The organism is Enterococcus mundtii (assembly GCF_013394305.1).
In the GTDB taxonomy this organism is placed as follows: domain Bacteria; phylum Bacillota; class Bacilli; order Lactobacillales; family Enterococcaceae; genus Enterococcus_B; species Enterococcus_B pernyi.
Map to the genome: position 1 here is coordinate 1,820,367 of NZ_AP019810.1, position 22,588 is coordinate 1,842,954.

Here is a 22,588-nt window from a genome sequence, read left to right on the forward strand (position 1 = left end):
CACACATGGCAGAGACAAAACATAAACTAATTTTATCTACAACAGAATCGAACTACGGGATTAATCTAATCCGCATACGTCAAGGGGATGTGCAAACTCAAAAGCTAGTGGTAGAAATCGTTGAGCATAGTACGTTAAAAACATTCGATGGCCTAGTGCCGTTTTTCATTAATACAACAAAATTCAGCGAGAACCAACCGGTTGAACAAAAAGTTCAAGAATACAGTCCGTCACAAGCAAGGCTGGTTTACACGTTAAGCGAACCGGACTGGCAATGGGGAGGTGAAAACACCGCTCATTTTAGTTTTCGCTCATTAAATGGGGATGGGACGTGGAGTGAGCAATTCAGCACGCAAGATTTTACTTATCGTGTGATTTCTGGAATAACTAGAAGCAATCTTCGGGATTCAGGTTACGTTTGGACTTTTGAAGATCTTCTAAGAAAGTTTAGAGACTACATGAGTCAAGGAGAAAAGGATTGGGAACGATGGATTGAAGCCAATCGAGAGATACTGGAGAGCGTGGATCCTGGCGGGACGATCATTACTATTCTGAATGATGCTAAAGGTGATTATGACAGTTTATCAGCTCGTTTAGAGGAGATACAGTACAAGATGTTCTCAGTTCCAACAGGAAGTGATCAAGTCCTTAGCGGATTAGCCGATAATCGCTTCAATCTTCTTACCGGGGAATACGACAAAATTATTCCCTCGAGATTAGAAACAGTGATTAGAAATGTAAATCCTAAACATTTCAATGTGGCGTTTATTACTGATACACATGTCGAAAAACAAGCTTTAAGTATTGAAGGAATTGATCCGAAAAATTTCGAACTGGCAAGACGCTGGAATAGTATTCGACGCTTTCAAGAATTGGGGAAGGTGTGTGATGTATCTGTTTATGGTGGAGATAATGCGAATTGTCATAGTGGACGAATTCATATTCAAGGGGATGTAACAATCCCTGAAGGAAGGACGCATGCACTATCTCTACAGAAACGATTTGTCGCTTTAGCGACGGTAGGAAAAAAGAATGTGATGTTGTGTCGAGGGAATCATGACACCGGAAAAATTCCTTATGCTTGGTACGGGCACAACCCACAAACTTGTTTAAATGGTGCGGATATGAAGAAATTGTATAACGGCACTTATGGCGGAAAAATTTTTGAAGAGAAAGGTGTTGCCATCTATCGTATCGACACGGATGATTATAGCGATGCGTTAGATGGAGAGGGAAATTATATTGAATTCTCTGGTGCTATTCAAAATGGAGCAGTAGGGAAAATCAGTGGCGCTCAGCTAAAAGATTTAGGAGAATTTTTGTTGCATTTAGACCGTAGGCATCATGTGTTACTAGTTGGACATATTCCTTTAGAAAATTCTGCGACGGGGGTTTGGAATACAGATGCCTTGCAACAGTTATTAGATGGGTTTAAGCAGGGGAGCGCTGTCACTATTGATTACGATCAATTGAAAGGGGAGCCAGTTCCTGGTTATACAGGACGGCAAACATTTGATTTTAGTCAAGGAAAGGAGAGCTGTGGCGGGACAATTATTGGTTATGTTTGCGGACATTGGCACTATGACACAGCGAGGGATTTAGGAACGACAAAAATAATTGTTTGCACTTGTGCCTTTTCTTCAGATGAGACTGTTTCACCTGAAGATTATTCTGCTTTTTGCCATATAGCTATCGATAAAGATAATCGTAGACTTCGAATAAAGGGAGTAGGTCGATCGACCGATCGAACATTTACGTATTAGGAGGTGAATTTTATGGAATTGACAGACAAGCAAAGAGACAAAGCCATTTTATTTATTTTAGAACAGCTAGCGATCCACCTAGATGGAGATGAGCAAAATCCACATGCAATTGCGACGGAAATGGGGGCAGGGTTAGCTTCCCCAGAAATTGTTTCCTTAGCAAGGGGGCATTTAATTAAAGATAATTACATCGATTTGAAATACCCCTTCTTTGATTTACCCTTCGGTCGATATGCAACAGTATGGAATGGTAGTGGTGGCTGGGATAGCATTGATACGCCCGATACAGTTAGCAAAGGGGACTTAATTCAGCTACATGTATTAGGTGAACATGCAGCTAGAAAAGTTTTTTTGGTGATATCAGTTACCAATGGATCTATTTGGTACATGAACACAAGCGAAGTTGGCGGTGGAGGCAATTACAATTCGACTGTATGGAAGAATATTAGACAAACGACGATTCTTTGGAAGGGTGAAGCTGGCATAAATGACGATATGAGACTTGTCGAGAGTACAAGGCGGTTTAGGACGCTAAAAGTAACTGTCTCAGGAATCATCGGACAGACAGTTGAGATTCCCGCTGTTGATAACCCAGTCCTATCACTTGCAACGGTGGCGAACACAGCAAACGAAGCCTATACCGTGCGAATTAATTTGACCGATATGCAAAATCAACGGGTATTAAGAATGACAAAGTGTCGTTTAGTAACGTTTCGACCGACTGGTAATCCAACATTTACTGATGATACAGGTTTTAAAATCACTTCTATTGAAGGAATCTATTAAAATTAAGGACGGTGAGTAGATGGCGAGAAAAATAGGAAAAGTGATTGTTCCAACAAAGCCTGTCAGCAGGGCTACCGAAGTTACTGGTTTTACGTTCAAGTCATACGATAAGAATGCTGGTGTACTAAGATTTGAAATCAAGAATCAAGATGGAAGTCCAACAGATTTGCTTGGTGCAACTGTACGACTTTTTATGTACATTTATCAAGGGGTAGAAAAAAAAGAGTTCCCGATTTTTGAAAATCAAATCATTACCGAAAGCTATATGCAAGGTATTGTTAAGTATCCTATTCCCGACATGTTGCTTTCTTACGAAGGGAAAGTGGATGCGAACATTTACATTGATTTTCCTGATGGTAGTCATACGGATAATTTAGCTTTTACGTTTAATATTGAAAAATCTGTTATTGATGGCGATGTTCAATTGAATGGGGAATATTACTTCAAAGATTTCAAACAATTACTTGAAGGCGTGGAACAAGAAGCAACTGATGCAGTAAATACAGCATTGGAAAATGTAGATAAAACGATTCAAACTGCAAATGAAAAAATTAATAATTTTGTCACGCGAGCTACTGAGGATATTGAAGAAACTGTGGAAGAAGTCACAGTGCAACTTCAAGAAACTAAAGATGACATGGACAAAATCTCTAAAAACACTGCTTCTTTACAAGAAGGCTTAACTGTACTAGAAGGAAAGATGAATGAAACTAACCAACAACTCGGTGACTTAGGTAATCTAAAACGGATGTACTCAAACAGTATTGATTTTGGGGACTATGACTATTCTGGTAATCCTAACTTATTACCGCCTGTTAGTGCTCAGAACTTCACCCTAGGAACTGGAGGGACAGCTACAGATGGCGATGAAGGAGAAATTATATTCACATTAGATGGATCAAATACCTTTATCCGACATAATACTACCCTGAGAATGCCTGCGGTTTTACCAGGGGAAACCTATACTATTAGTGCAGAAATCAAGTTTCACTCTGATATCGTAGGTGATGTTAGCAACCTGAGATTTACACTTAATTACCTACCTGGTGGAGCAGTATCTTTAGAAACGGCAAGACCTATTGCAGATACTAGTCGTGATAAGTGGATACAAATCTCACGTACTCAAATCCCCAATTTTTCAACAACACCACCTACCCAATGGTATCTAGCACTGCAAGACGTTGTAACAGCAAATCGAATCACTGGTACGATTTCGCTTAGAAAATTAAAAATAGAAAAAGGTTCTACAGTTACACCGATACAACCTAATTTATTACTAGCACCTTATGAGATTAGTAAAGTAACACTCAAACCTAATTTAGCGGACAAGTCAAAGATTTTTCCTATTACGAATAGTAACTACCTTGTTTACGATAGTAGGCGAGAAGGGCGATGGGAACTTGGAAAAACTTACACAATAAGCATAAAAGGTACGAAACCTAATGTTCAACGTTTTGACATTTATCTTGGAGCTGGGACGATTAGAGTTGGTGATATGAAGCCAGTTGAAGGTTTGTCTGACATATGGCAAATAACATTTACTATAACAGAAGCAAATGTCAATGCAGGGGCAGTTGATATTTTACGAGTCTATCAACATCCGTCTGCTTCGGTGGGGAGCTGTGTAATTGAATGGCTAAAACTCGAAGAAGGCGCTACAGCAACACCAAATATTTTACAATACAAGTACTTTGGTGAAGGTTTGAAAGACAGTAATAATCCATACGACTATAGCTGGGATGTTACACCCGAGTACACTGAAACTGAATTGAACGACTCTGTAACACTTTCGGATCCGCAAGAAATTCCTGCTTTGAAAAACTTTACAGGCGGTTTACAGACTGAAGGTAAAGAAGTGGCAACTAAAGAAGATACGAGAGAAATAACTTACTCCGGAACAGCAACAGTACCTACCAATCTTACAAATAATATAAGTGAGATTGTCTACGTATTTAGACGAAAAGGATCTATAGTGACATTTTTTGCTCGAGTAAATGTCACGAGTGCAAACGAGCTAACCAGTTTACCAAATATATTGGCATTGCGAAACGGCTTTAAGATGTCACAAGAAATCTCTACTGGCGTTCGAATGGTTCCGATTGATGTTCAACCACTGTATCTACATGAAACTAATCGTAGGGATTGCGCTGCTTTAGTCGAAGGAACAAACCTGCGTTTTGGTTCGCTTAGAGGAGGAAATCATTATCTAAGCGGTGTTTGGCTAACTGATGATGATTGGCCAGAAAATTAGAAAGGAGGAAATATAGTGAAAAAGATCTGGAAGTATGGAAGAACTGGCGGAGAATATGCTGGTGAAGTAGTAGATGACTTACTTGTAACAGTGCCGTTTACGGAGGTTGCGCCACTTGAAGGAACACGTGAAGATGGCGAGCCTTTATCGATTGAGGACCAAACATTTGATCCAAAAGAAAATCGTTGGATTGTCTTAACGAATGTTTTAGATCATAACAAACTAAATAATTTAGAAGCAATGTACCATGTTTTAGAGTCAGAGAATGACAACCTAAAGCATTTAAATAGTAAATTGATGCTTAATGACGTAGTGATTAAGCAAGACAATACGGCTTTAAAAGAAAAAGCAGATAGTTTAGCTCAAATAAACTCGAAAACAATGCTTGCTGTAAATCAATGCACACAAGACATTACAAATATAAAAGAGCAATTGAATCCTGAAACCGAAGGAGGAGAAGAGAATGTTTAGTTTTGATGACGTGAAAATGATGTACGATTGGGGTTGTTTCACTGATGAACAAGTTCGACAATTTGTTCCGTTGTGTATTACAGATGATGAAGCAGATAGAATTGTAAATAAAGAAAGTTAGAAAGGCGTACTCAAAGGAGTGCGCTTTTTGTGTGTAATAAATAGAGAGAAGGGTGGAAACATGGTGATTATTGATAATTTGGTTTTGTTATCAGAGTTTAAGAATTTAGTTAGCAATGTCTATATTCAAATTTTTGTCTGGATTGTTATTGCAGATATTATTACAGGTATTTGTAAAGGAATAGCTGGAAAAGAAGCGAATAGTACAAAGGGGTTAATGGGTGTAGTGAAGCACTTATTAGTGGTTGGGCTTGTTCTGGTTGCTTATCCATATCTGAAAATAATGAATTTCGAAGGTGTCGCAACAGCATTCGTTATATCTTATATAGCTGTTTACGGTATCTCGGTCATTGAAAATTTGGGACAGTTAGGGATTCCAGTTCCTGACTTTGTAAAAGCTCGATTCATTAAGTTAAAAGATTCTACTGAACAACAAGGAAATGGAGAACCAAAAAGAGGGGAAGAAAACAATGCGGAATAAAGAAAAATTTATCGCTGACTACAACGAAGTAGTTAAACCAGAATTTCAATACAACGAAAATGTTATTGAAGACGCTGCGCATACTTTGAATCATTCGACCGAACCTAAACTAACGATTACTGCTGAATTCACTAAGACAGATAAAGATGAAATATTTTTATTTGAGCAGAAGGAACGCCCTAAAACGGACAATCCAGAAGAGATGATTTCAGATTGGTTCTACGTAGGAAGAGGTGGCGAATAATGACAATTAGATCAAATGGTGGCGGTCACGGCGGACGACAAAGCGGGAGCAACTGGATGGATCCAGGAGCAGTTGGAAATGGTAGACGTGAAGCGGATGTAGTTCGTACGATTACACAAAAGATGCAAGCAATCGCTTCAGTAGCGAATACAAGCGATCAATCAGCAACTAATGTGAATCAAAATTTACAGAATCAAGTGAACATGATGAATAATGCTGGTAGTGGTTGGGCGATCACGAACCACCTGAATGCGTTCAATGGACAAGCAACTGGTGCAGAAGTTTGGTATTGGGCAGGAAATGAAGAAGCACGAAAAAAAGCTGCCGAAGTATCCGCTGCAATTGCAAAAGCGTTAGGTATTGTGGATAGAGGAGCGAAAGCAACGACTAGTTTATTCGTTCATAGAAACACGAATAGTGGTGTAAATGTGTTATTAATCGAGTGGTGCTTTATCGATAATGAAAATGACATGCGCCGGTTAGATCAGAATATGGATCAAGCAATCCGTGCGGTGATGAGTGTGCTTGGCTACAATTCGAGTTGTGGTAATTCAAATACCGGTTCAAGCAATGCAACTAATTCAAAATTTAAAACGCATGATGAACTAGTTGCCGCCAGTGCGCCAGTTAGACAAGGAAATGCGATTGCCAAGCTTGATAAGTTCAACGTGTTCGAAAAAGGAAAGGCGCGTGTCGCTGGCTGGTTAGTACCTAACTCACCACGAGGACCAATCGGAGCAAGAGCATGGGTTTTGATCATGGAGCATGGCACGACTAATGAATTGACTAGATACGAGTCTAAGGGTATTTCACGGCCTGATGTCAAGAAGGCTTACGGTTATCAAGGTGGAGATGCGCTAGGGTTTGATGTAACTTTCAATACTGACTGGTTAAAAGGTAAGAAGATCGATATTATCTTACGAAGAGCAAATCGAGCGAAAGGTGAAGGTGTAGTCAACGATGTTCGTATCTCAGATATTTTCTTAACACTATAAAAAATAGCCCCTCCTTGAGGGGCATTACATAAACAAATTATACACTTCCAAGAATAAAGCCCTTGTGTTAAAATTTAACTTGTTATTTTAGGAGGTTAAACTTATGGGGATGGAGAAAGTCTTGATCGCTGATTTAGATTTTGGCAAAGCAGATGGGAAGAAAGAATCTAGAAAGATGAACTTTGAGAGTTTATTTTATGATGGTGATGGTTATTATCAAAGATTATGTGAAGATGACGTTTATTTAGTCACTGGTAGAAAAGGAACGGGTAAGTCTTTATTAACTAGATATTTTAAGAAAGTAAAAGAAAAAACTTCATTTAATTACTGTGAAATTATAGAAACAAATAAATTTATGCGTAAAAAGCTAAAAACATTCAATTACGAAAAAATCCAAAATCAAGAAATGACAACGTTTTGGAGATATGTTTTTTTTACAGAATTTGGTAGGATGATTAATAGTAAAAATAAATATCTTTTATATGATATGTCAACAATGGAAGAAAAAAAATTTACTACAGTAGCTATCAAGGAAGAAGATGTGGAAGAATTGAATGGAAAAATTAGTGCAGGTCTTTCGGCTCTAAATGCTTCAATTTCTATCACAGAAGGAAAAAAAGTAACTAAGGAGCTAACACCCGAACCATATTATGAAAAAATTGATACTTTAGCCGAATTAGTGATTGAATATATGAATAAAACAAATACTAGTTTCTATTTGATATTTGATGATATTGATGAATTGGAGAATATGTGTAATTCAAGAGAAGAATTCATAAATCTAGCTAAATCTTTTTTACAAGCTTTAGAAGAGCTCAATGATGAGTTATATGAAAATGATACGCAATCTAAGATTATTTCGACTTTTCGAACAGATATTTTAGATGAGTTGAATGAAAAATCTAATAATTTAAATAGAAGTATGTACGATAGTACTATAAAAATAGATTGGTATTCTAGTTTAGTTAAAAATAGCCCTGATCAGACTCCCCTTATTAAAATGCTATTACACAAAATAAGAAATTCCAATATAGACATTTTAAAAAATTATGATGATTCAGAGCTGTATACGCATTTCTTTCCTAACGACAAAGATGGTGTAAATAATCATGCAGAATATCTTTTACGCCATAGTTTCGGAAGACCTAGAGATATTATTATTTTTCTACAAACGTACCAAAATTTATATGGTAAAGAACAGGTATTTGATTATTCAAAATTTGATTTATGTAAGAAAAGCTACTCATCATGGTTATTCGCTGAAATAAAAAATGAAATAAATATTTCAGCAAACAGAGAAGAAATTAATTTGGGGATTGAAGTAGTCAAGCAAAATCAAAAAAGAAAATTTAAATTTAAAAATTTTGAAAATAAATATAATGAATTAAAGAAATCGAATAATAACATACTTTTATCTGCAGAGGATGTAGCTACAGAATTGTATACTTTAGGTATAGTTGGAAATGTTTCCTATAGAAAAAATAATAATAATAGATACTGGTTTTCCTATAGAGATGGTTCATCACCAAAACCAGATTTTAACAAAGATTTCATAGTACATTTTGGGTTACAGAATTACCTTTCATTATAAAACAAAAGCAGCAGAGAAATTCCCTGCTGCTGCGTCTAATACGCTATGTCTAAAAATCTAATATTTTTAGCTCACATTTGCTATTCTTAATTAAAGAATATCTATATACGTATGTTTTGTCAATAATATTGTTTAAAAATAAAGTGCTTATTTTATCCCATGCTGATTCAATTGGTAGTTTTTAGTATAGAATTGTAAGTTTAACAAAGGTTCGCTTAATCTCTGGCAATGTCTTTTTTTCGTTCTGCAATCAACTGTTCTAATTCTTGTAAATCTTCAAGAGTAGCTTACTTCCGAATAAATGATCGATATAAAGTATTTAGATGACTGTATTGACAATAGTAAAAAATCTTCGATAGTTATCGCATATTCATTATCACCCATTGCTAATCACAATCTAAGTTACTGCGATAATAGTTTTGTTGCCGCCATCTCTTTCTTAACGAATAAGCGAATAAATGGTGGTAATAATCTGTACCCTTAGCTCAGTTGGTCAGAGCAGACAGCTCATAACCGTCCGGTCGTAGGTTCGAATCCTACAGGGTACATAGTAAAAGACTCAGTCAATCATTCTTGGCTGAGATTTTTTATCAGTTGTATAAATTAGTCTAGATCCTCCAGCATAGCTTTGCTATTAATAAACAATTGAACTGGTAATCTTAATGGTGGTGGTCTTGATGTTAAGTGGGATGAATTTGCTTCGACAATGTCGAAAAGAAACAAAAAAACTCTGTTAGAGGGGAAGTACATAATTATTTAAATTTACATTGTGATGAACGAGATTTATACTCGTCCGTTTCAGTGTATTTTTTGTCCTCTTTTACTTCAGTTCTTGACTCGAAATAATATCCGTACGCTTTAGGTTCAGGTACGTAGTCGCTGCTGGTCGAACAATGAATGACGTTGCTGAATCTGGGTAATTCAGACTTAAAAAAAAGTTTTACATTTTTCAAAGAAAGTTTTCTAAATCCTTTCTCAAAAAATAAAAAATTAGTTCCTTTGGGATCTGCTATTGAAGTATATGCTAAACAATCTGGTTTTTCATGAGTAATCTGTTCGATTATATCAACTTCTTTTGAGTCTAGATCAATGTCGTTCTCAATTTTGTTTAAAATCTCAGCAAAACCTATTTCATTTCCATCAACAATAGTTAATGGTGATGGATCAGCAATAGTTGGAAAAGCACTAGAAGCATCATCATAGGCTTCAAATTGAATATAATCATCACCAGCACCATGCCTTTTTATTTCTTTAAAAGCTGTTTCAGGATCACTAGCCCAATAAGAAATTTTTTGTTTTGGAAATAATTTTGAATGTCTTCCTTTATTATCGTTTTCTCGTAAATTACCTCTATGTAATTTACTTACAGTTTTATTATAAACCCAGTCTTCCAAGAAAACTGAACGATAAAATGTAAAATCACTTGTTTTAAGTACAGGCAGGTAATGATGTTCATAAGTACTTGATAACAAAGAACGATTCTGAAAATTTCTAGTCATACTTAAGTTCCTCCAAGCTTTTGTATTCTAATATATTATAATCCTTTTATATAGGATAAAAAACTTATTTTTTTATTACGATAATTCGAAAACATGGGATCATGCTAGATCAATTAATTCCGGATTTATAAATAGACACTTCTTATAATCATATCGGCAATGTTCTATTTGTGTTAACGGAACATCTGTGACAATATCAAATAAAAAATATACGTTCATATTATTATTTGTCTTAGAAGCAGGTAGCATAAAATAGTTTTTCTTTGATTCGTATAAGTGGACTAACAGCTTGTTTTCGATAAGTTTAAAATCAATTTTGGAATTCCAGTATTTATATAGTTCTTTTTCGAATTTTTTCTTTGGATCATGAAAGAACCACAGCATTACATTTTTATGGATTATCATTTCTCTCCCCCTTGTTTGATTTTAAGAACTTACGTTCTTTTTGTAAAGCGAACAGGGGGTAAAGAAAAAAGCCTGCTGTGCAGACTTTATCAATTTTTATATACCTAATAATTCCTTTTTCTTGAAATCAAATTCTTCTTGAGTAAGAATTCCATCGTCTAATAACTCTTTGTATTTTCTTATTTCGTCAGTTGATGAAGTAGGTGATACTGCTTCTACAGATAATGCTAAATTTTGCTTAATGATAGATTCAATTTTAAGAACAGTTTCACGGAATTGCGGTTCTAAAGTTTTATAGGTAAAAGATTTAACTTTTGTTTTTGTAGAAATAAAACCAATTGTTTTTGTTTGACCATTTTTCATTTTTAAAATAACTTGCAACTTTTCAACATATTCTTTTCCTTTTTTGCCTTTTCCAATGACAGCGCCAGCAATAGCTCCTGCAGGACCAAAAAGTACTCCTCCGCCTATAGCGGTGCTTAACCCACTCTTTACAACTTGATTATTGTCTTCAATAATTTCAAAATCTACTATATCTTCGTATGCTAAAGCGGAGTTTGGTTTAAGAGATATTCCATTTTGAAACTTTAAGACTTTATTTATATCATCGAAATGTACTAAATTACCTACCTTCTCAGTAGGAGAATAGGCAGAAAATCTCTTTTCTCTATCTGAGGTAGATTTATTTTTTTCTCTAGATCCATCTAGATATTTTTGGTCCAAAGCGTACGCACTAGGTGACGTTCCAACTTCTTTTGTGAAAAATTTAAACTCCTGTTTTGTAAATTCTTCTTTTTGCACTGCTTTTTTTTTCAGAGTTTCAATATTGAATTCATTTTTTTTACCAAATAAACCCATACTCGTTCCTCATTTCATTAATTTTGTATCTATATTGTATCAGAAAAGAAAAAATTGTGCCTTTAAAAAAATCTGTAGTTAGACGACTTATACACGTACTTTTTGAGCAGGTGTTTTCTTGCTATAAATTGCCCCGCTTTTGCCCCGCCATTTTTTTATAATTATAATTTATTATATTTACTTGAATGCGTGAACGTTGTAAAATCAGCTAGTAGAGCTTATTATATATAAATATACTGGCGTGTTTTAGATTGACTTGATCACAACGAAAGTTGCTAGTTTTTTGAATCACCAGTAAAAAGATAAGAACAGGTGTTAGAACTGAAGTAGCCGTTATGCCTATCTTCTAAAACCAAATAAACGGCGTTTTATAAGTAACTTCTGCGGGTAATCAGCCATAAAGGAAGTGCTCAAATCCGAGAAATAAGCGTGAAAAACCGAAAATTTTTCTTCAAATTTTTGGGATTTCACGCTTATTTCTGAAGGAGCTACTTCACGTTGTTTACTCGGGCTTAGAAGGCACAAGAGGATCAAGCTTCTGTTGCTCGAAGTTGCATACGACGATTTTGTAGTTGTTCATTACTTGTTCTTTTATGAAACATAGAAAAATGAAAAGTGTAGGAGAAGCGTATGGTTGAGAAGAAAACATGGGTACATAGAACCATCCAAGTCGCACCACTCGTTGGATTAAGTATTTTTTTCATATTGATCATGTATGGCTATCGACATGGAATCTTTCAATCAGCAGATTCTTTGCAACAATTCATGCAACAGTTTGGGAGCTATGCGATCATTTTATTTATTCTTATCCAAATCATCCAAGTGATCATTCCGATTCTGCCAGGAGGGATTTCTTCTGTTGCAGGGATGTTGATGTTTGGAAATGTCTTTGGGTTGCTGTATAGTTGTATTGGCTTGATTATTGGTGAAGCAATCGGTTTTTTATTCGTGCGTTATTATGGTACGAGTTTTGTCCGTTTTATCTTATCACCAAAAAAATTCCAAAAATTTGAACAGCTAGTCATTGAAAAAACAAACAATATCAAAAAGGTATTGATCGTTACTTTACTTTTACCTTTTGCGCCAGATGATTTGATTTGTCTCGTCGCTGGATTGACGAAGCTTTCATTTAGAGAATACATGCAAATTGTTATTCTTTTAAAACCTTGGTCGGTCGCTGTATATAGTATGATCATGTTGTTTTTATTCCAGCAAGCACAAGGGCATTTTTAGTTCATTGAATGGAGGAAGTAAAATGTTGGAGAAAGTAGTAGTAACTGAGAAAGAACTCGATGAACTCGTGACAGTTATCCATGAAGTATGGCCCGAAGCCTTTACGCCGATTATCGGTCAAAAGCAAGTCGCTTATATGTTGGAGACGTATCAATCGAAAGAACAGATCGGAAAAGAATGTGCAGCAGGGGTCAACTATTTCTTATTGAAGTTAGAGGGAAAAACGATTGGCTATACTGCTTATGAAAAGATGGGTTCTTCGATCTATTTAAGTAAACTCTATATTCTTCGAGACGTACGAGGGAAAGGTTTGACCTCAGAAGTCTTTCGTTGGTACGAACAATTAGCAAAAGAAACAGAAGCACAGGAGATTTTCTTGCGTGTCAATCAAGGAAATCAACAAGCAATCGCAGTCTATCAACATCAGGGATTTGTCATTGAGGGAGAATTGATCAGCGATATCGGCGAAGGATTTCAAATGGTTGATTATAAAATGAAAAAAAGACTCGCATAAAATGGTAGCTTGTGTTAAAGTATACGTTATGCGACGGGTCGAGAAGATCTCTGAACGTTAGAGGTCTAATTGATTTTGGCGGCACATGATCCACCGATCACCTACCGGATGTAGGCGTGCTGGACAAGACTTTTGTGGAGAAGGACTTGTCTGTCTGATTCTTTCAGGCACCAGTGAGTGGCGAACAGAAATGTTCAGCACTCAAAAATAAGCAGGGATTCCCAAATTTGCTAGTCAAATTTTGTGGAGTTCCTGCTTTTTTGTCTATCGGTTGGCTGCGGATCAGTGGGCTGCTTTCACAACCTCTATAGGGTGTTGGCTGCTTTGCTCCTATGGTATAATCAGTTTTGTACCTACAGACATATGGGTATGCCTATAGAGATGATGCGTTGACATGACAAGTAACTCATGTTTAACACGTAAGGAGTTTTTATATGATTGATAATATCAAACGATTTGGGCGGAACTTTACCCAGACGACACCTTTTATTTTGAGTAATACGGTTATCTTGGTGCCGTATCTTTTATTTTTAAGTTTGAGTGATGGGAACCAATGGTTGTCGATTTTACCCTTCACTTTGTTCTATACCTTTCGAATGACAGGTCTGTTTTTAGTTAGTAGTATTCGCTTTGGTCTGGATAGTTATACCTTGTTGATGATTTCTTTATTGATGGGTGGCGCAGGTTCGTTGATCGGGATTTTTGGCGTCCTTTATTTCCCGCTGTATTATCTGTCAAGTGTACTTTTAGGACTAAGTGCGGCATGGCTGATCCCCACAAATATCACAGTGAATTACCATGAAAAACAACAGGGATTCACGAACATGTCAGCAAATAAATTTCCATTTGCGATCCTGTTGTTGCTTGTTTTGTTTCGGGTGATCGAGCTTCCCGGGTCGACGCAAGTCGTGATGACGTTAGCGTTATATACATTGTTCTACATTATGGCATACCATACGATCAGTCATTATCCTCGCTATGAATTGGATTTTAAAGAGATGAAGTCGAATGTGGTAGTGACCAAAGAGTTGCTTTTATTTATCGGCTTTTTCGTTTTGTTGTTTCTTTTGAGAAATGCTCGTTTGTTGATTGATCCTGCATTATTTGACGTAGCAATCTATGGATTTATGCTGTTGTTTCTATTTGCAGCTTTTTATCTTGGAAGGGCTAGAAAGCAGTGGAAATTACCTACTTGGTTAAATAGTTTTACTTTTCTGAATGGCATGTTAGGTAATTTTCTTTTTTTATTCGGGACACTTTATATCGGCCGCGTCTATGGTTTCGACTATTTAGGCGTATATATGTATTTACCTTATATTGCAGGCATGGTGTTAGCCAAAATCATTGGCAATCAAGCAATCCAGATTCCCACGATCGAACCAGTCCTCATTCAATTAGCTGGATTATTTAGTTCGTTGATGGTTCTGTTACTTCCACAAATCGGCTTTGTGGTTGGTTTATTCTTATTAAGTTTTTGGCACGCGGTAGTAGGTAGTTGGTTGAATCGTACGTATTATGAGATCGATACAGAAATACCGATGGATAATCGTGTGATCAAAAAGTTTACGACACAAAACAAAGGAAGTGTGACCCATCAATTTTTATTGATGTCATTGCTGTTGGTGACGGCACGATGGTTGGACGAACCTGTGAGTGTATTGCTCCAATTGACTGGTAGTCTGAGCGTACCAAAAGCGATGATCCAATTGTTAGTTTACGTAAAATGGATAAATGTCAGTGTATTGATCCTGGGAGTAATCGCTGTTTATCTTTTATGGAGGAAAGAACATGCAAAAAATATTCATTGATGGTGACGGCTCCCCAGTGAAAAATGACGTGATTGAAATTGCGGCATCTTTTCAATTAGAGGTGATGATCGTGACAAGTGTCGATCACTATACCAATAAAGAGTATCCAAGCTATGTACAGTTTGTATACGTCGATAAAGGGGCAGACAGTGCAGATTATAAAATCGTCGGGCTGATCAAAAAAGGTGATTTTTTGATCACTCAAGATTATGGCTTAGCTTCATTGGTCTTACCTAAAGGTGTTCGAGTCTTTCATCAATCGGGGAAGGAATTTGATACCACGAACATTGATGGATTATTAGAACAACGTTATCAAAGCAGTAAGTTGAGAAAAGCGGGCATTCGGACGAAAGGGCCGAAGCCTTTCACTCATGAAGATCACCAAAGGTTCAAAAAAGCGTTGATCCGAGCGCTTGCAGAAATTTGAATAGAATATAAAATAGGTGAACATTGTTTCTAACTAAACAGAAGCGGTGTTCCTCTTTTTTATTACTAAAAAAGTACGATATCTTTGATTGATTCTATAACAAAAGATATAATTATGAAGATTATTTAATTATATAATCATATATTTTTAACCAAAAAAGAAGGGAGTGCAGAAAATGAAACATGTGAAGGCGTTGGTGGTAAAAGCAATCATGATTTGGGCAATTTTGTGGATCGTTTTAACGGGACTGTATGGTGTTAGTTTCATGGATTCAACGATTGTCGGAGTAATCATTGTTGTCATGATCTATGTATTAGGTGATTTATTGATTTTACGAAAAGTAGGAAATATCGCGGCTACAATTGCAGATGCTGGTTCAGCTGCAGCCATTCTATGGTTATATCTTTATTTTATGAACGATATGACGGATATTTGGATGAAGGTTTTAGTACCGGCGGTATTGATCGGGATCGCTGAATGGTTCTTCCATAAGTGGTTGCTCTCGCAAAGAATCGTACCAGATGAACGAAAAATGAAATAATCAAACCAAAAAAGCTAAAATTATCAAATAGATAGCGAGTAAAAGGCTACAGACTAAAAAACAGGAATAGTCGTATCCGCAACTCTAATCATCAAGCAATGAGGTTGTGTCAAAAGTACACAGCTAAAAAAATAAACGAGAACATCCGAAAATAGTTTCATATTTTGGGATGTTTTCGTTTATTTTCGTCTTTTTTTATAATAGTTGATCAGTGTATCAATGGCTAAAAAGAGAATGACCACAGCTGCGATCGTATACGTGAATATACCTAATAGTGTAATAAAATTGATTTGATCGTCTGGTGCAGCTTGGACAAGCAACGAAGAGCCGACGATCAATGCGGCGAGTATCACACCAAATACTAAACGGTTCACCATACTTTCGATCCGGTTCATCAGTTGGTCTTGTTTTTTTAGTTCCAAATTGATTTTTCCTTGTCCAGAACGCCAAGTTTCTAGAAGGTGATAGACTTGTTGCGGGATTTTCGGTACGGTTTTGATACCATCGAGTATATCTAAGCCCGCTTGCTTCAAGGTATCTTCGACAGAGAGATGTGCTAAGAAATATCGTTGTGCAATGGGCGTAGCGACTTCCATCAAAGATACTTCAGGATCAAGGACACGAATCACTCCTTCTAATGTGCTAAACGCTTTAAGCAATAACGTGATATCACGATCGATTTGTAAGTTGTTCTGGTGGCAAATCGAGACGATCTGCGCAAAGACTTCTTGCAAGTCGATTTCTTCAATGGGGAGGTCTAAATATTGCGTCAAAAAGCTAGCGAGTTGTTGATGGAATTCACTTTCATCAAAAGGCCCTTCTTGTTGACATAAGTTGATGACGGCTTTTTCAATACGGTAAATATCTCGTGTATAAATCGCTAAAACGATTTCCATCAGCTTTTGTCTTAGCGAAGCAGAGAGACTACCCATCATACCGAAATCAATATAACTGATTGTATATGGTTGCAATGGTTCAGTGACAGTAGCAGTCGTTTTGAAAGAAATCGAGCCTAGTTGTTTTTGGTGTTCTTTTGTGTCTGTCGTTACATTTTCTGAAAGTTCTTCAACGCTTAAAGGATGGAACAATAAATTCCCAGGATGTGGATCGGCATGAAAAAAGCCATCGTCAAAGATTTGCTTCATAAAATGTTCGATCAATCGTTTAGCCACTTGTTGTTTCAATTGAGTATTCGTAAGTGTCTCAATGAGGCGTTCATCCGTTTCTTCAAGATTCATCAATTGGTTGAAGTTCTTTCCAGACATTTCTTCCATCACAATAACTTTTTTTGTGCAAAGTGCCTCATAGATTTTAGGGGATCTAATTTCATACCAATGGTTGTTTAGATTATAGAAAAGTGCACCATTTTGACTTTCTTTGTAGAAGTCCAATTCGTTTGTCAATGAACGTTTGACTTCTTGCAACACGCCTTTTAAATCGATGACGCTTGTTTCAGGAATATATTTGATCAAAGGAATCGCCCGTTCGAATAACTGTAAGTCCATCATGATTTCCTTCGCAATATTTGGATGTTGGACTTTTACAACGACTGCATCGCCATTCTTTAACGTTGCACGATGCGCTTGACCCATAGAGGCAGAAGCGAAAGGTGCTTTATTGAAGCTAGTAAAAATCGTTTCTAAGGATGCGTCTAATTCCTGTTCAATCGTTTTTTTCGTCGTGACAAAGGGATCACTTGGTACATTGTCTTGCAATGTTTTGAATGTCTTAGTAAACTCAGCAGAGAGTAAGTCATCACGGACAGAAAGCATTTGCCCAATTTTTATAAAGGTTGAGCCAAGTTCTTCAAAGGCTTTTTTTACTTGTTCAGGATTTTTTTGTTGGATCAGATTAGGCAGAACATTTTCTTTGATGAATACGTGAATGATTTCTGTTAACCGGCTTCGAGAAGTAGTTTTGGTCATAACTATGCCTCCTTTCTCTTATCATAACGATAAAGAAAAAAAGCGACAACTATTCCGCTGTTTTTTGAATAAAATGACATGTACCTCACCTTTTTTCAAATAAGCTGTTTGCATCTTTTGTTTTTGTGCTAAAATATGAAGTAAAAATGAATGATATCGAATACAGGAGGAAAATCTTTTGAAGATTACTTTATTATATGGTGGACGCAGTGCGGAACACGAAGTTTCGATTCTTTCAGCGTTTTCCGTTTTAAATGCTATTTATTATGCTTATTATCAAGTACAGCTCGTATTTATTAGTAAAGACGGACAATGGGTCAAAGGCCCGTTGTTGACTGAAAAACCTACAAGTGAAGAAGAATTGCACTTGACGTGGGACCCAAGTGGGAAAATGACAGAAGGATTTACGGGTACTGTCATCAATCCAGGAGAGATCAAAGAAGAAGGAACCATCGTCTTCCCAGTTCTTCACGGTCCAAATGGCGAGGATGGCACGATCCAAGGATTCTTAGAAACCTTGAATATGCCTTACGTCGGTGCGGGTGTACTGACAAGTGCTTGTGCCATGGATAAGATCATGACAAAATATATTTTACAAGCAGCCGGTGTACCGCAAGTACCTTATGTTCCAGTTTTGAAGAATCAATGGAAAGAAAATCCTAAAAAGGTATTTGACCAATGTGAAGGCTCATTGCTTTATCCGATGTTCGTGAAGCCAGCAAATATGGGATCAAGCGTGGGGATCACTAAGGCTGAAAATCGAGAAGAATTACAGAATGCCTTAGCAACAGCTTACCAATACGATTCACGTGCCATCGTTGAACAAGGAATCGAAGCACGGGAGATCGAAGTCGCTGTTTTAGGGAATGAAGACGTCCGCACGACCTTGCCTGGTGAAGTGGTAAAAGACGTGGCATTTTACGATTATGATGCGAAGTACATCAATAATCGCATCGAGATGCAGATTCCAGCAGAAGTACCAGAAGAAGTCCATCAAAAAGCACAAGAGTACGCAAAATTAGCGTATACGATGTTAGGTGGAAGTGGCTTGAGCCGTTGTGATTTCTTCTTGACGAATAAAAATGAATTATTCCTTAATGAATTAAATTCAATGCCTGGATTTACAGCATTCAGCATGTACCCCTTGCTATGGGAAAATATGGGCTTGAAATACGGTGACTTGATTGAAGAGTTGATCCAATTAGGCTTGAACCGTCATAATCAAAGACAAAGTTTCTTTGACTAATTGAAACGTAATCAGCACAAGTATGAATGTGTCGAAGTAGTATGTATAGCAAAATAAAGGTTGTGGATGATCATCTGGTACTGATTGAAAGCGAAAGATTTTTACTATTCGACGCTATCAGTATTGGCGATTTTCACCACCTTTTTTGTTCCTATTCCTATAGGACTACTGGTCTAAATCGAAAGGACAGAGAATGGATGAACATAACAATACAAGAAATTGCTCAAGCAGTTGGCAGTCATCATGAGTCAACCCAATCAATCACAGGAGTAGAATTTGATAGCCGCAAAATCAAAGAAGGCGATTTGTTCGTTCCTTTAGCTGGCACAAGAGATGGGCATGAATTTATTGAACAAGCTATCGCAAATGGGGCAGTTGCTTCTTTTTGGAGTTGGGCAGCCGAAAAGGCACCAGAGGGGATCGAGATCATACCAGTTTCTGATCCTTTAAAAGCAATGCAAGAGTTGGCGCAGTATTATTTAAAAAAAGTTGGGGCGGATGTAGTGGCTGTTACCGGTAGTAATGGGAAGACGACCACAAAGGATCTAACAGCTTCTGTCTTAGCGCAAGGATATAAAACTTATAAAACACAAGGAAATTACAATAATAATATTGGCATGCCTTATACGATCTTGCATATGCCTCAGGATACTGAAAAAATCGTTTTAGAAATGGGAATGGATCATGCCAATGAAATTACGGAACTCTCGTTGCTGGCACAACCAAAAGTTGCAGCAATCACGATGATCGGTGAGGCTCATATCGAGAATTTAGGGTCACGAGAAGGTATCGCCAAAGCAAAAATGGAAATTGCTGACGGGTTGCTACCAGACGGATTATTGATCGTACCGAATAATGAACCATTGTTAGAACCGTTGGTTGCTCCATTGTCTCAAAAAATCAAGACGTTTGGAATCGAACAAGGCGATATTTCTGCACAACAAATCATCGAAGAAAAGCAACAAACGACATTTATCGTTGAAGGCGAATCATTCACGATCCCTTTACCTGGTAAGTATAATGTGACGAACGCGCTGATTGCTTATGCGATCGGGCAGTTTTTCGGGTTGTCTCTGTCGGAAATCCGACGAGGTCTAGCAACTGTCTCAGTGACACAAAATCGAACAGAATGGCTGACTGCTGGAAATGGGGCAGCGATCTTAAGTGATGTTTATAATGCCAATCCTACAGCCATGGGATTAGTCTTAGATACTGTAGCAAGCCTCCCAGCAGCGGGACGAAAAATTGCCGTTTTAGCCGATATGTTGGAGCTAGGAGTAGACTCGCCTCTCATGCATGCTTCAATGAGTGAACATATTTCTTCAGACATCTTCTCGATGATCTTTTTGTATGGAAAAGAAATGCAGGCGTTAAAAGATGCTTTGGCTCAGAAATATCCTGATTTGCCGGTTTATTATACCGAAGAAAATAAAGAGCAATTGATTGCAGCGGTGATTGCTGAGATCCAGCCAGATGACACGATTGTACTAAAAGGTAGTAATAGTATGGGCTTGATTGAAGTGGTCGAACGACTACAAGAAATGAAATAAAAACTGTAAACTTGCAGAAAACAATAAATTATGCTAGAATAACCTATTGCCGAAAGATGAAGAGAAATTGGACTGGCTTGATGATGAAATGCGAAAGCCAGATGTCATAACAATGATAAAGCTGAACGCGACCCGTTTGGCTTTTCTAATGCCTAAACTTCGCAAAGTGATTTTTCGGTGGTGCCACAGGGGCTAAGAATGGATGGGAAACGTGCGTGGCCACTGTCAAAAAAGCAACAGACACTTTGACCGAACAAAAGACGGGGTAGCAAACTATAGCTACATCCTCAGTTAACAACCATATAGGAGGATTCATTTGAAATTTAAAGAACTAGAATTATCACCAGAATTATTAAAATCAGTAGAACGTGCAGGATTTGAAGAAGCAACACCGATCCAATCAGAAACGATCCCACTAGCCTTGGAAGGCAAAGATGTGATTGGACAAGCACAAACAGGAACAGGTAAAACTGCTGCGTTTGGCTTACCGATGTTAGAGAAAATCGATGCAAATCGTCAAGAACTACAAGGATTGGTTATTGCACCAACACGTGAATTAGCGATCCAAACACAAGAAGAACTTTATCGTTTAGGACGTGACAAACGTGTCCGTGTCCAAGCTGTCTATGGTGGCGCCGATATCGGTCGCCAAATCCGTGGATTGAAAGACCGTCCACATATCGTCGTTGGTACACCGGGTCGTATGTTAGACCATATCAACCGTCACACATTGAAACTTGGAACAGTTGAAACATTAGTATTAGATGAAGCAGACGAAATGTTGAACATGGGCTTCTTAGAAGATATTGAAAGTATTATCTCTAAAGTACCAGACCAACGTCAAACACTATTGTTCTCAGCAACAATGCCACCAGCAATCAAAAACATCGGTGTGAAATTCATGAAAGATCCAACACACGTGAAAATCAAAACCAAAGAAATGACTGCTGATTTGATCGATCAATACTATGTACGCGCAAAAGAATACGAAAAATTCGATGTGATGACTCGCTTGCTCGATGTACAATCACCAGAATTAACGATCGTCTTCGGACGTACAAAACGTCGTGTAGATGAATTAGCTCGTGGCTTAGAAGCTCGTGGCTATCGTGCAGAAGGTATCCATGGCGACCTTTCCCAACAAAAACGTATGAGCGTATTACGTTCATTCAAGAGTGGTCATTTAGATATTTTAGTTGCTACAGACGTAGCTGCACGTGGTTTAGATATCTCAGGAGTTACTCATGTATACAACTATGATATCCCACAAGACCCAGAAAGCTATGTTCACCGTATCGGTCGTACTGGTCGTGCAGGTAAAGGTGGTATGTCAGTAACTTTCGTTACACCAAACGAAATGGGTTACTTACATGTTATTGAAAACTTAACGAAAAAACGTATGACAACTTTACGTCCACCGACTGAAAAAGAAGCATTCAAAGGACAACTAGGCGCTGCTATTGAACAAATCGAAGAAAAACTTGAAGAGAATGGCTTAGATAAATATCTGCAAACTGCGGATAAATTATTGGAAGAATACTCTGCTCAAGATTTAGTCGCTTTATTGTTGAAAACAATAGCCAAAGATCCATCAGATGCAACACCAGTAAAAATCACACCAGAACGTCCATTGCCTATGCAGAAAAAAGGCTACAACAAAAATGGTAAACGTGGTGGCGGAAGTGGCGGCGGAAACAACCGTAATCGTCGTGATAATGGCAACTACCGTGGCAACAAAAATTCAAAAGGTAGCGGTAGCTACAGCAAAAACCATAACAAACAAAAAGACAATGGTGGAAAACGCACAAACGACAAAAAACGTGGTTTCGTGATCCGCACGAACAACGACTAATCCACATGTAAAGTGGTGGTCTTAGAAG

Annotated in this window: 21 protein-coding genes and 1 tRNA gene; 18 read left to right on the forward strand and 4 right to left on the reverse strand. The window is 37.4% G+C overall.

Going from position 1 to position 22,588, the window contains the following annotated elements:
- Positions 1 to 5 precede the first annotated feature (5 nt).
- The 10 genes from HZ311_RS08825 to HZ311_RS08870 all read left to right on the forward strand — a co-directional run bounded on the left by HZ311_RS08825 (position 6) and on the right by HZ311_RS08870 (position 9,250).
- A complete protein-coding gene (locus tag HZ311_RS08825) occupies positions 6 to 1,763 on the forward strand; it encodes a BppU family phage baseplate upper protein (RefSeq protein WP_178946619.1) in 1,758 nt (585 codons plus the stop codon).
- Between the two features lie 12 nt (positions 1,764 to 1,775).
- Positions 1,776 to 2,549 (forward strand): hypothetical protein, encoded by a 774-nt coding sequence (locus HZ311_RS08830; protein WP_178946620.1) that lies wholly within the window; start codon positions 1,776 to 1,778, stop codon positions 2,547 to 2,549.
- Positions 2,550 to 2,568: 19 nt separating this feature from the next.
- The gene (locus HZ311_RS08835) at positions 2,569 to 4,800 is read left to right on the forward strand and encodes a BppU family phage baseplate upper protein (RefSeq protein ID WP_178946621.1); all 2,232 of its coding nucleotides are present in this window, start codon (positions 2,569 to 2,571) and stop codon (positions 4,798 to 4,800) included.
- Positions 4,801 to 4,815: 15 nt separating this feature from the next.
- Positions 4,816 to 5,271, forward strand: a complete 456-nt coding sequence (locus HZ311_RS08840) for a hypothetical protein (protein ID WP_178946622.1) — start codon at positions 4,816 to 4,818, stop codon at positions 5,269 to 5,271.
- Positions 5,264 to 5,392 (forward strand): XkdX family protein, encoded by a 129-nt coding sequence (locus HZ311_RS08845; protein WP_178946623.1) that lies wholly within the window; start codon positions 5,264 to 5,266, stop codon positions 5,390 to 5,392. The genes HZ311_RS08840 and HZ311_RS08845 overlap by 8 nt, the downstream gene beginning before the upstream one ends.
- A 60-nt stretch (positions 5,393 to 5,452) precedes the next feature.
- Positions 5,453 to 5,872, forward strand: coding sequence for a phage holin family protein (locus HZ311_RS08850; protein WP_178946624.1), 420 nt, complete (start codon positions 5,453 to 5,455; stop codon positions 5,870 to 5,872).
- Positions 5,862 to 6,116: a hypothetical protein gene (locus tag HZ311_RS08855; RefSeq protein WP_178946625.1), complete on the forward strand. Its 255-nt coding sequence runs from the start codon at positions 5,862 to 5,864 to the stop codon at positions 6,114 to 6,116. Before HZ311_RS08850 ends, HZ311_RS08855 begins: the two co-directional genes overlap by 11 nt.
- Positions 6,116 to 7,111 carry an N-acetylmuramoyl-L-alanine amidase gene (locus tag HZ311_RS08860; RefSeq protein ID WP_178946626.1) on the forward strand — a complete coding sequence of 332 codons (996 nt, stop codon included), beginning with the start codon at positions 6,116 to 6,118 and terminating at the stop codon, positions 7,109 to 7,111. Before HZ311_RS08855 ends, HZ311_RS08860 begins: the two co-directional genes overlap by 1 nt.
- A 103-nt stretch (positions 7,112 to 7,214) precedes the next feature.
- Positions 7,215 to 8,702 carry a P-loop ATPase, Sll1717 family gene (locus tag HZ311_RS08865; RefSeq protein ID WP_178946627.1) on the forward strand — a complete coding sequence of 496 codons (1,488 nt, stop codon included), beginning with the start codon at positions 7,215 to 7,217 and terminating at the stop codon, positions 8,700 to 8,702.
- A 474-nt stretch (positions 8,703 to 9,176) separates the two neighbouring features.
- Positions 9,177 to 9,250 (forward strand) — tRNA-Ile (locus tag HZ311_RS08870).
- 204 nt (positions 9,251 to 9,454) lie between these two features.
- On the opposite strand, the gene HZ311_RS08875 is transcribed toward HZ311_RS08870, so the two are convergent.
- From HZ311_RS08875 to HZ311_RS08880, 3 genes are all read right to left on the reverse strand, one after another.
- Entirely contained in the window at positions 9,455 to 10,201 is a 747-nt protein-coding gene (locus HZ311_RS08875; protein WP_178946628.1) for a hypothetical protein, read from the reverse strand.
- Between the two features lie 99 nt (positions 10,202 to 10,300).
- A complete protein-coding gene (locus tag HZ311_RS15760) occupies positions 10,301 to 10,606 on the reverse strand; it encodes a DUF5960 family protein (protein WP_232092474.1) in 306 nt (101 codons plus the stop codon).
- 96 nt (positions 10,607 to 10,702) lie between these two features.
- Positions 10,703 to 11,464 (reverse strand): SHOCT domain-containing protein, encoded by a 762-nt coding sequence (locus HZ311_RS08880; protein ID WP_178946629.1) that lies wholly within the window; start codon positions 11,462 to 11,464, stop codon positions 10,703 to 10,705.
- A 630-nt stretch (positions 11,465 to 12,094) separates the two neighbouring features.
- Between HZ311_RS08880 and HZ311_RS08885 the strand changes: the two genes are divergently transcribed.
- From HZ311_RS08885 to HZ311_RS08905, 5 genes are all read left to right on the forward strand, one after another.
- Positions 12,095 to 12,697 carry a TVP38/TMEM64 family protein gene (locus HZ311_RS08885; RefSeq protein WP_023518945.1) on the forward strand — a complete coding sequence of 201 codons (603 nt, stop codon included), beginning with the start codon at positions 12,095 to 12,097 and terminating at the stop codon, positions 12,695 to 12,697.
- Positions 12,698 to 12,722: 25 nt separating this feature from the next.
- Positions 12,723 to 13,211 (forward strand): GNAT family N-acetyltransferase, encoded by a 489-nt coding sequence (locus tag HZ311_RS08890; protein WP_175401354.1) that lies wholly within the window; start codon positions 12,723 to 12,725, stop codon positions 13,209 to 13,211.
- 434 nt (positions 13,212 to 13,645) lie between these two features.
- Entirely contained in the window at positions 13,646 to 15,019 is a 1,374-nt protein-coding gene (locus HZ311_RS08895; protein ID WP_023518946.1) for a hypothetical protein, read from the forward strand.
- Positions 15,000 to 15,446, forward strand: coding sequence for a YaiI/YqxD family protein (locus tag HZ311_RS08900; protein ID WP_010734359.1), 447 nt, complete (start codon positions 15,000 to 15,002; stop codon positions 15,444 to 15,446). Before HZ311_RS08895 ends, HZ311_RS08900 begins: the two co-directional genes overlap by 20 nt.
- Positions 15,447 to 15,621: 175 nt before the next feature.
- Entirely contained in the window at positions 15,622 to 15,987 is a 366-nt protein-coding gene (locus tag HZ311_RS08905) for a DUF2512 family protein (RefSeq protein WP_010734357.1), read from the forward strand.
- Positions 15,988 to 16,166: 179 nt separating this feature from the next.
- Here the strand turns inward: HZ311_RS08905 and HZ311_RS08910 are convergent, their stop codons facing one another.
- Entirely contained in the window at positions 16,167 to 17,912 is a 1,746-nt protein-coding gene (locus HZ311_RS08910; RefSeq protein ID WP_178946630.1) for an ABC1 kinase family protein, read from the reverse strand.
- 178 nt (positions 17,913 to 18,090) lie between these two features.
- Here HZ311_RS08910 and HZ311_RS08915 point away from each other — a divergent pair, with 178 nt between their 5' ends.
- The 3 genes from HZ311_RS08915 (at position 18,091) to cshA (ending at position 22,560) form a co-directional block, all read left to right on the forward strand.
- Positions 18,091 to 19,158: a D-alanine--D-alanine ligase gene (locus HZ311_RS08915; RefSeq protein ID WP_023518947.1), complete on the forward strand. Its 1,068-nt coding sequence runs from the start codon at positions 18,091 to 18,093 to the stop codon at positions 19,156 to 19,158.
- A gap of 197 nt (positions 19,159 to 19,355) precedes the next feature.
- Positions 19,356 to 20,708: a UDP-N-acetylmuramoyl-tripeptide--D-alanyl-D-alanine ligase gene (locus HZ311_RS08920; RefSeq protein WP_023518948.1), complete on the forward strand. Its 1,353-nt coding sequence runs from the start codon at positions 19,356 to 19,358 to the stop codon at positions 20,706 to 20,708.
- Between the two features lie 316 nt (positions 20,709 to 21,024).
- Positions 21,025 to 22,560, forward strand: a complete 1,536-nt coding sequence (gene cshA, locus HZ311_RS08925) for a degradosome RNA helicase CshA (protein WP_010734353.1) — start codon at positions 21,025 to 21,027, stop codon at positions 22,558 to 22,560.
- The last annotated feature ends 28 nt before the right edge of the window (positions 22,561 to 22,588 follow it).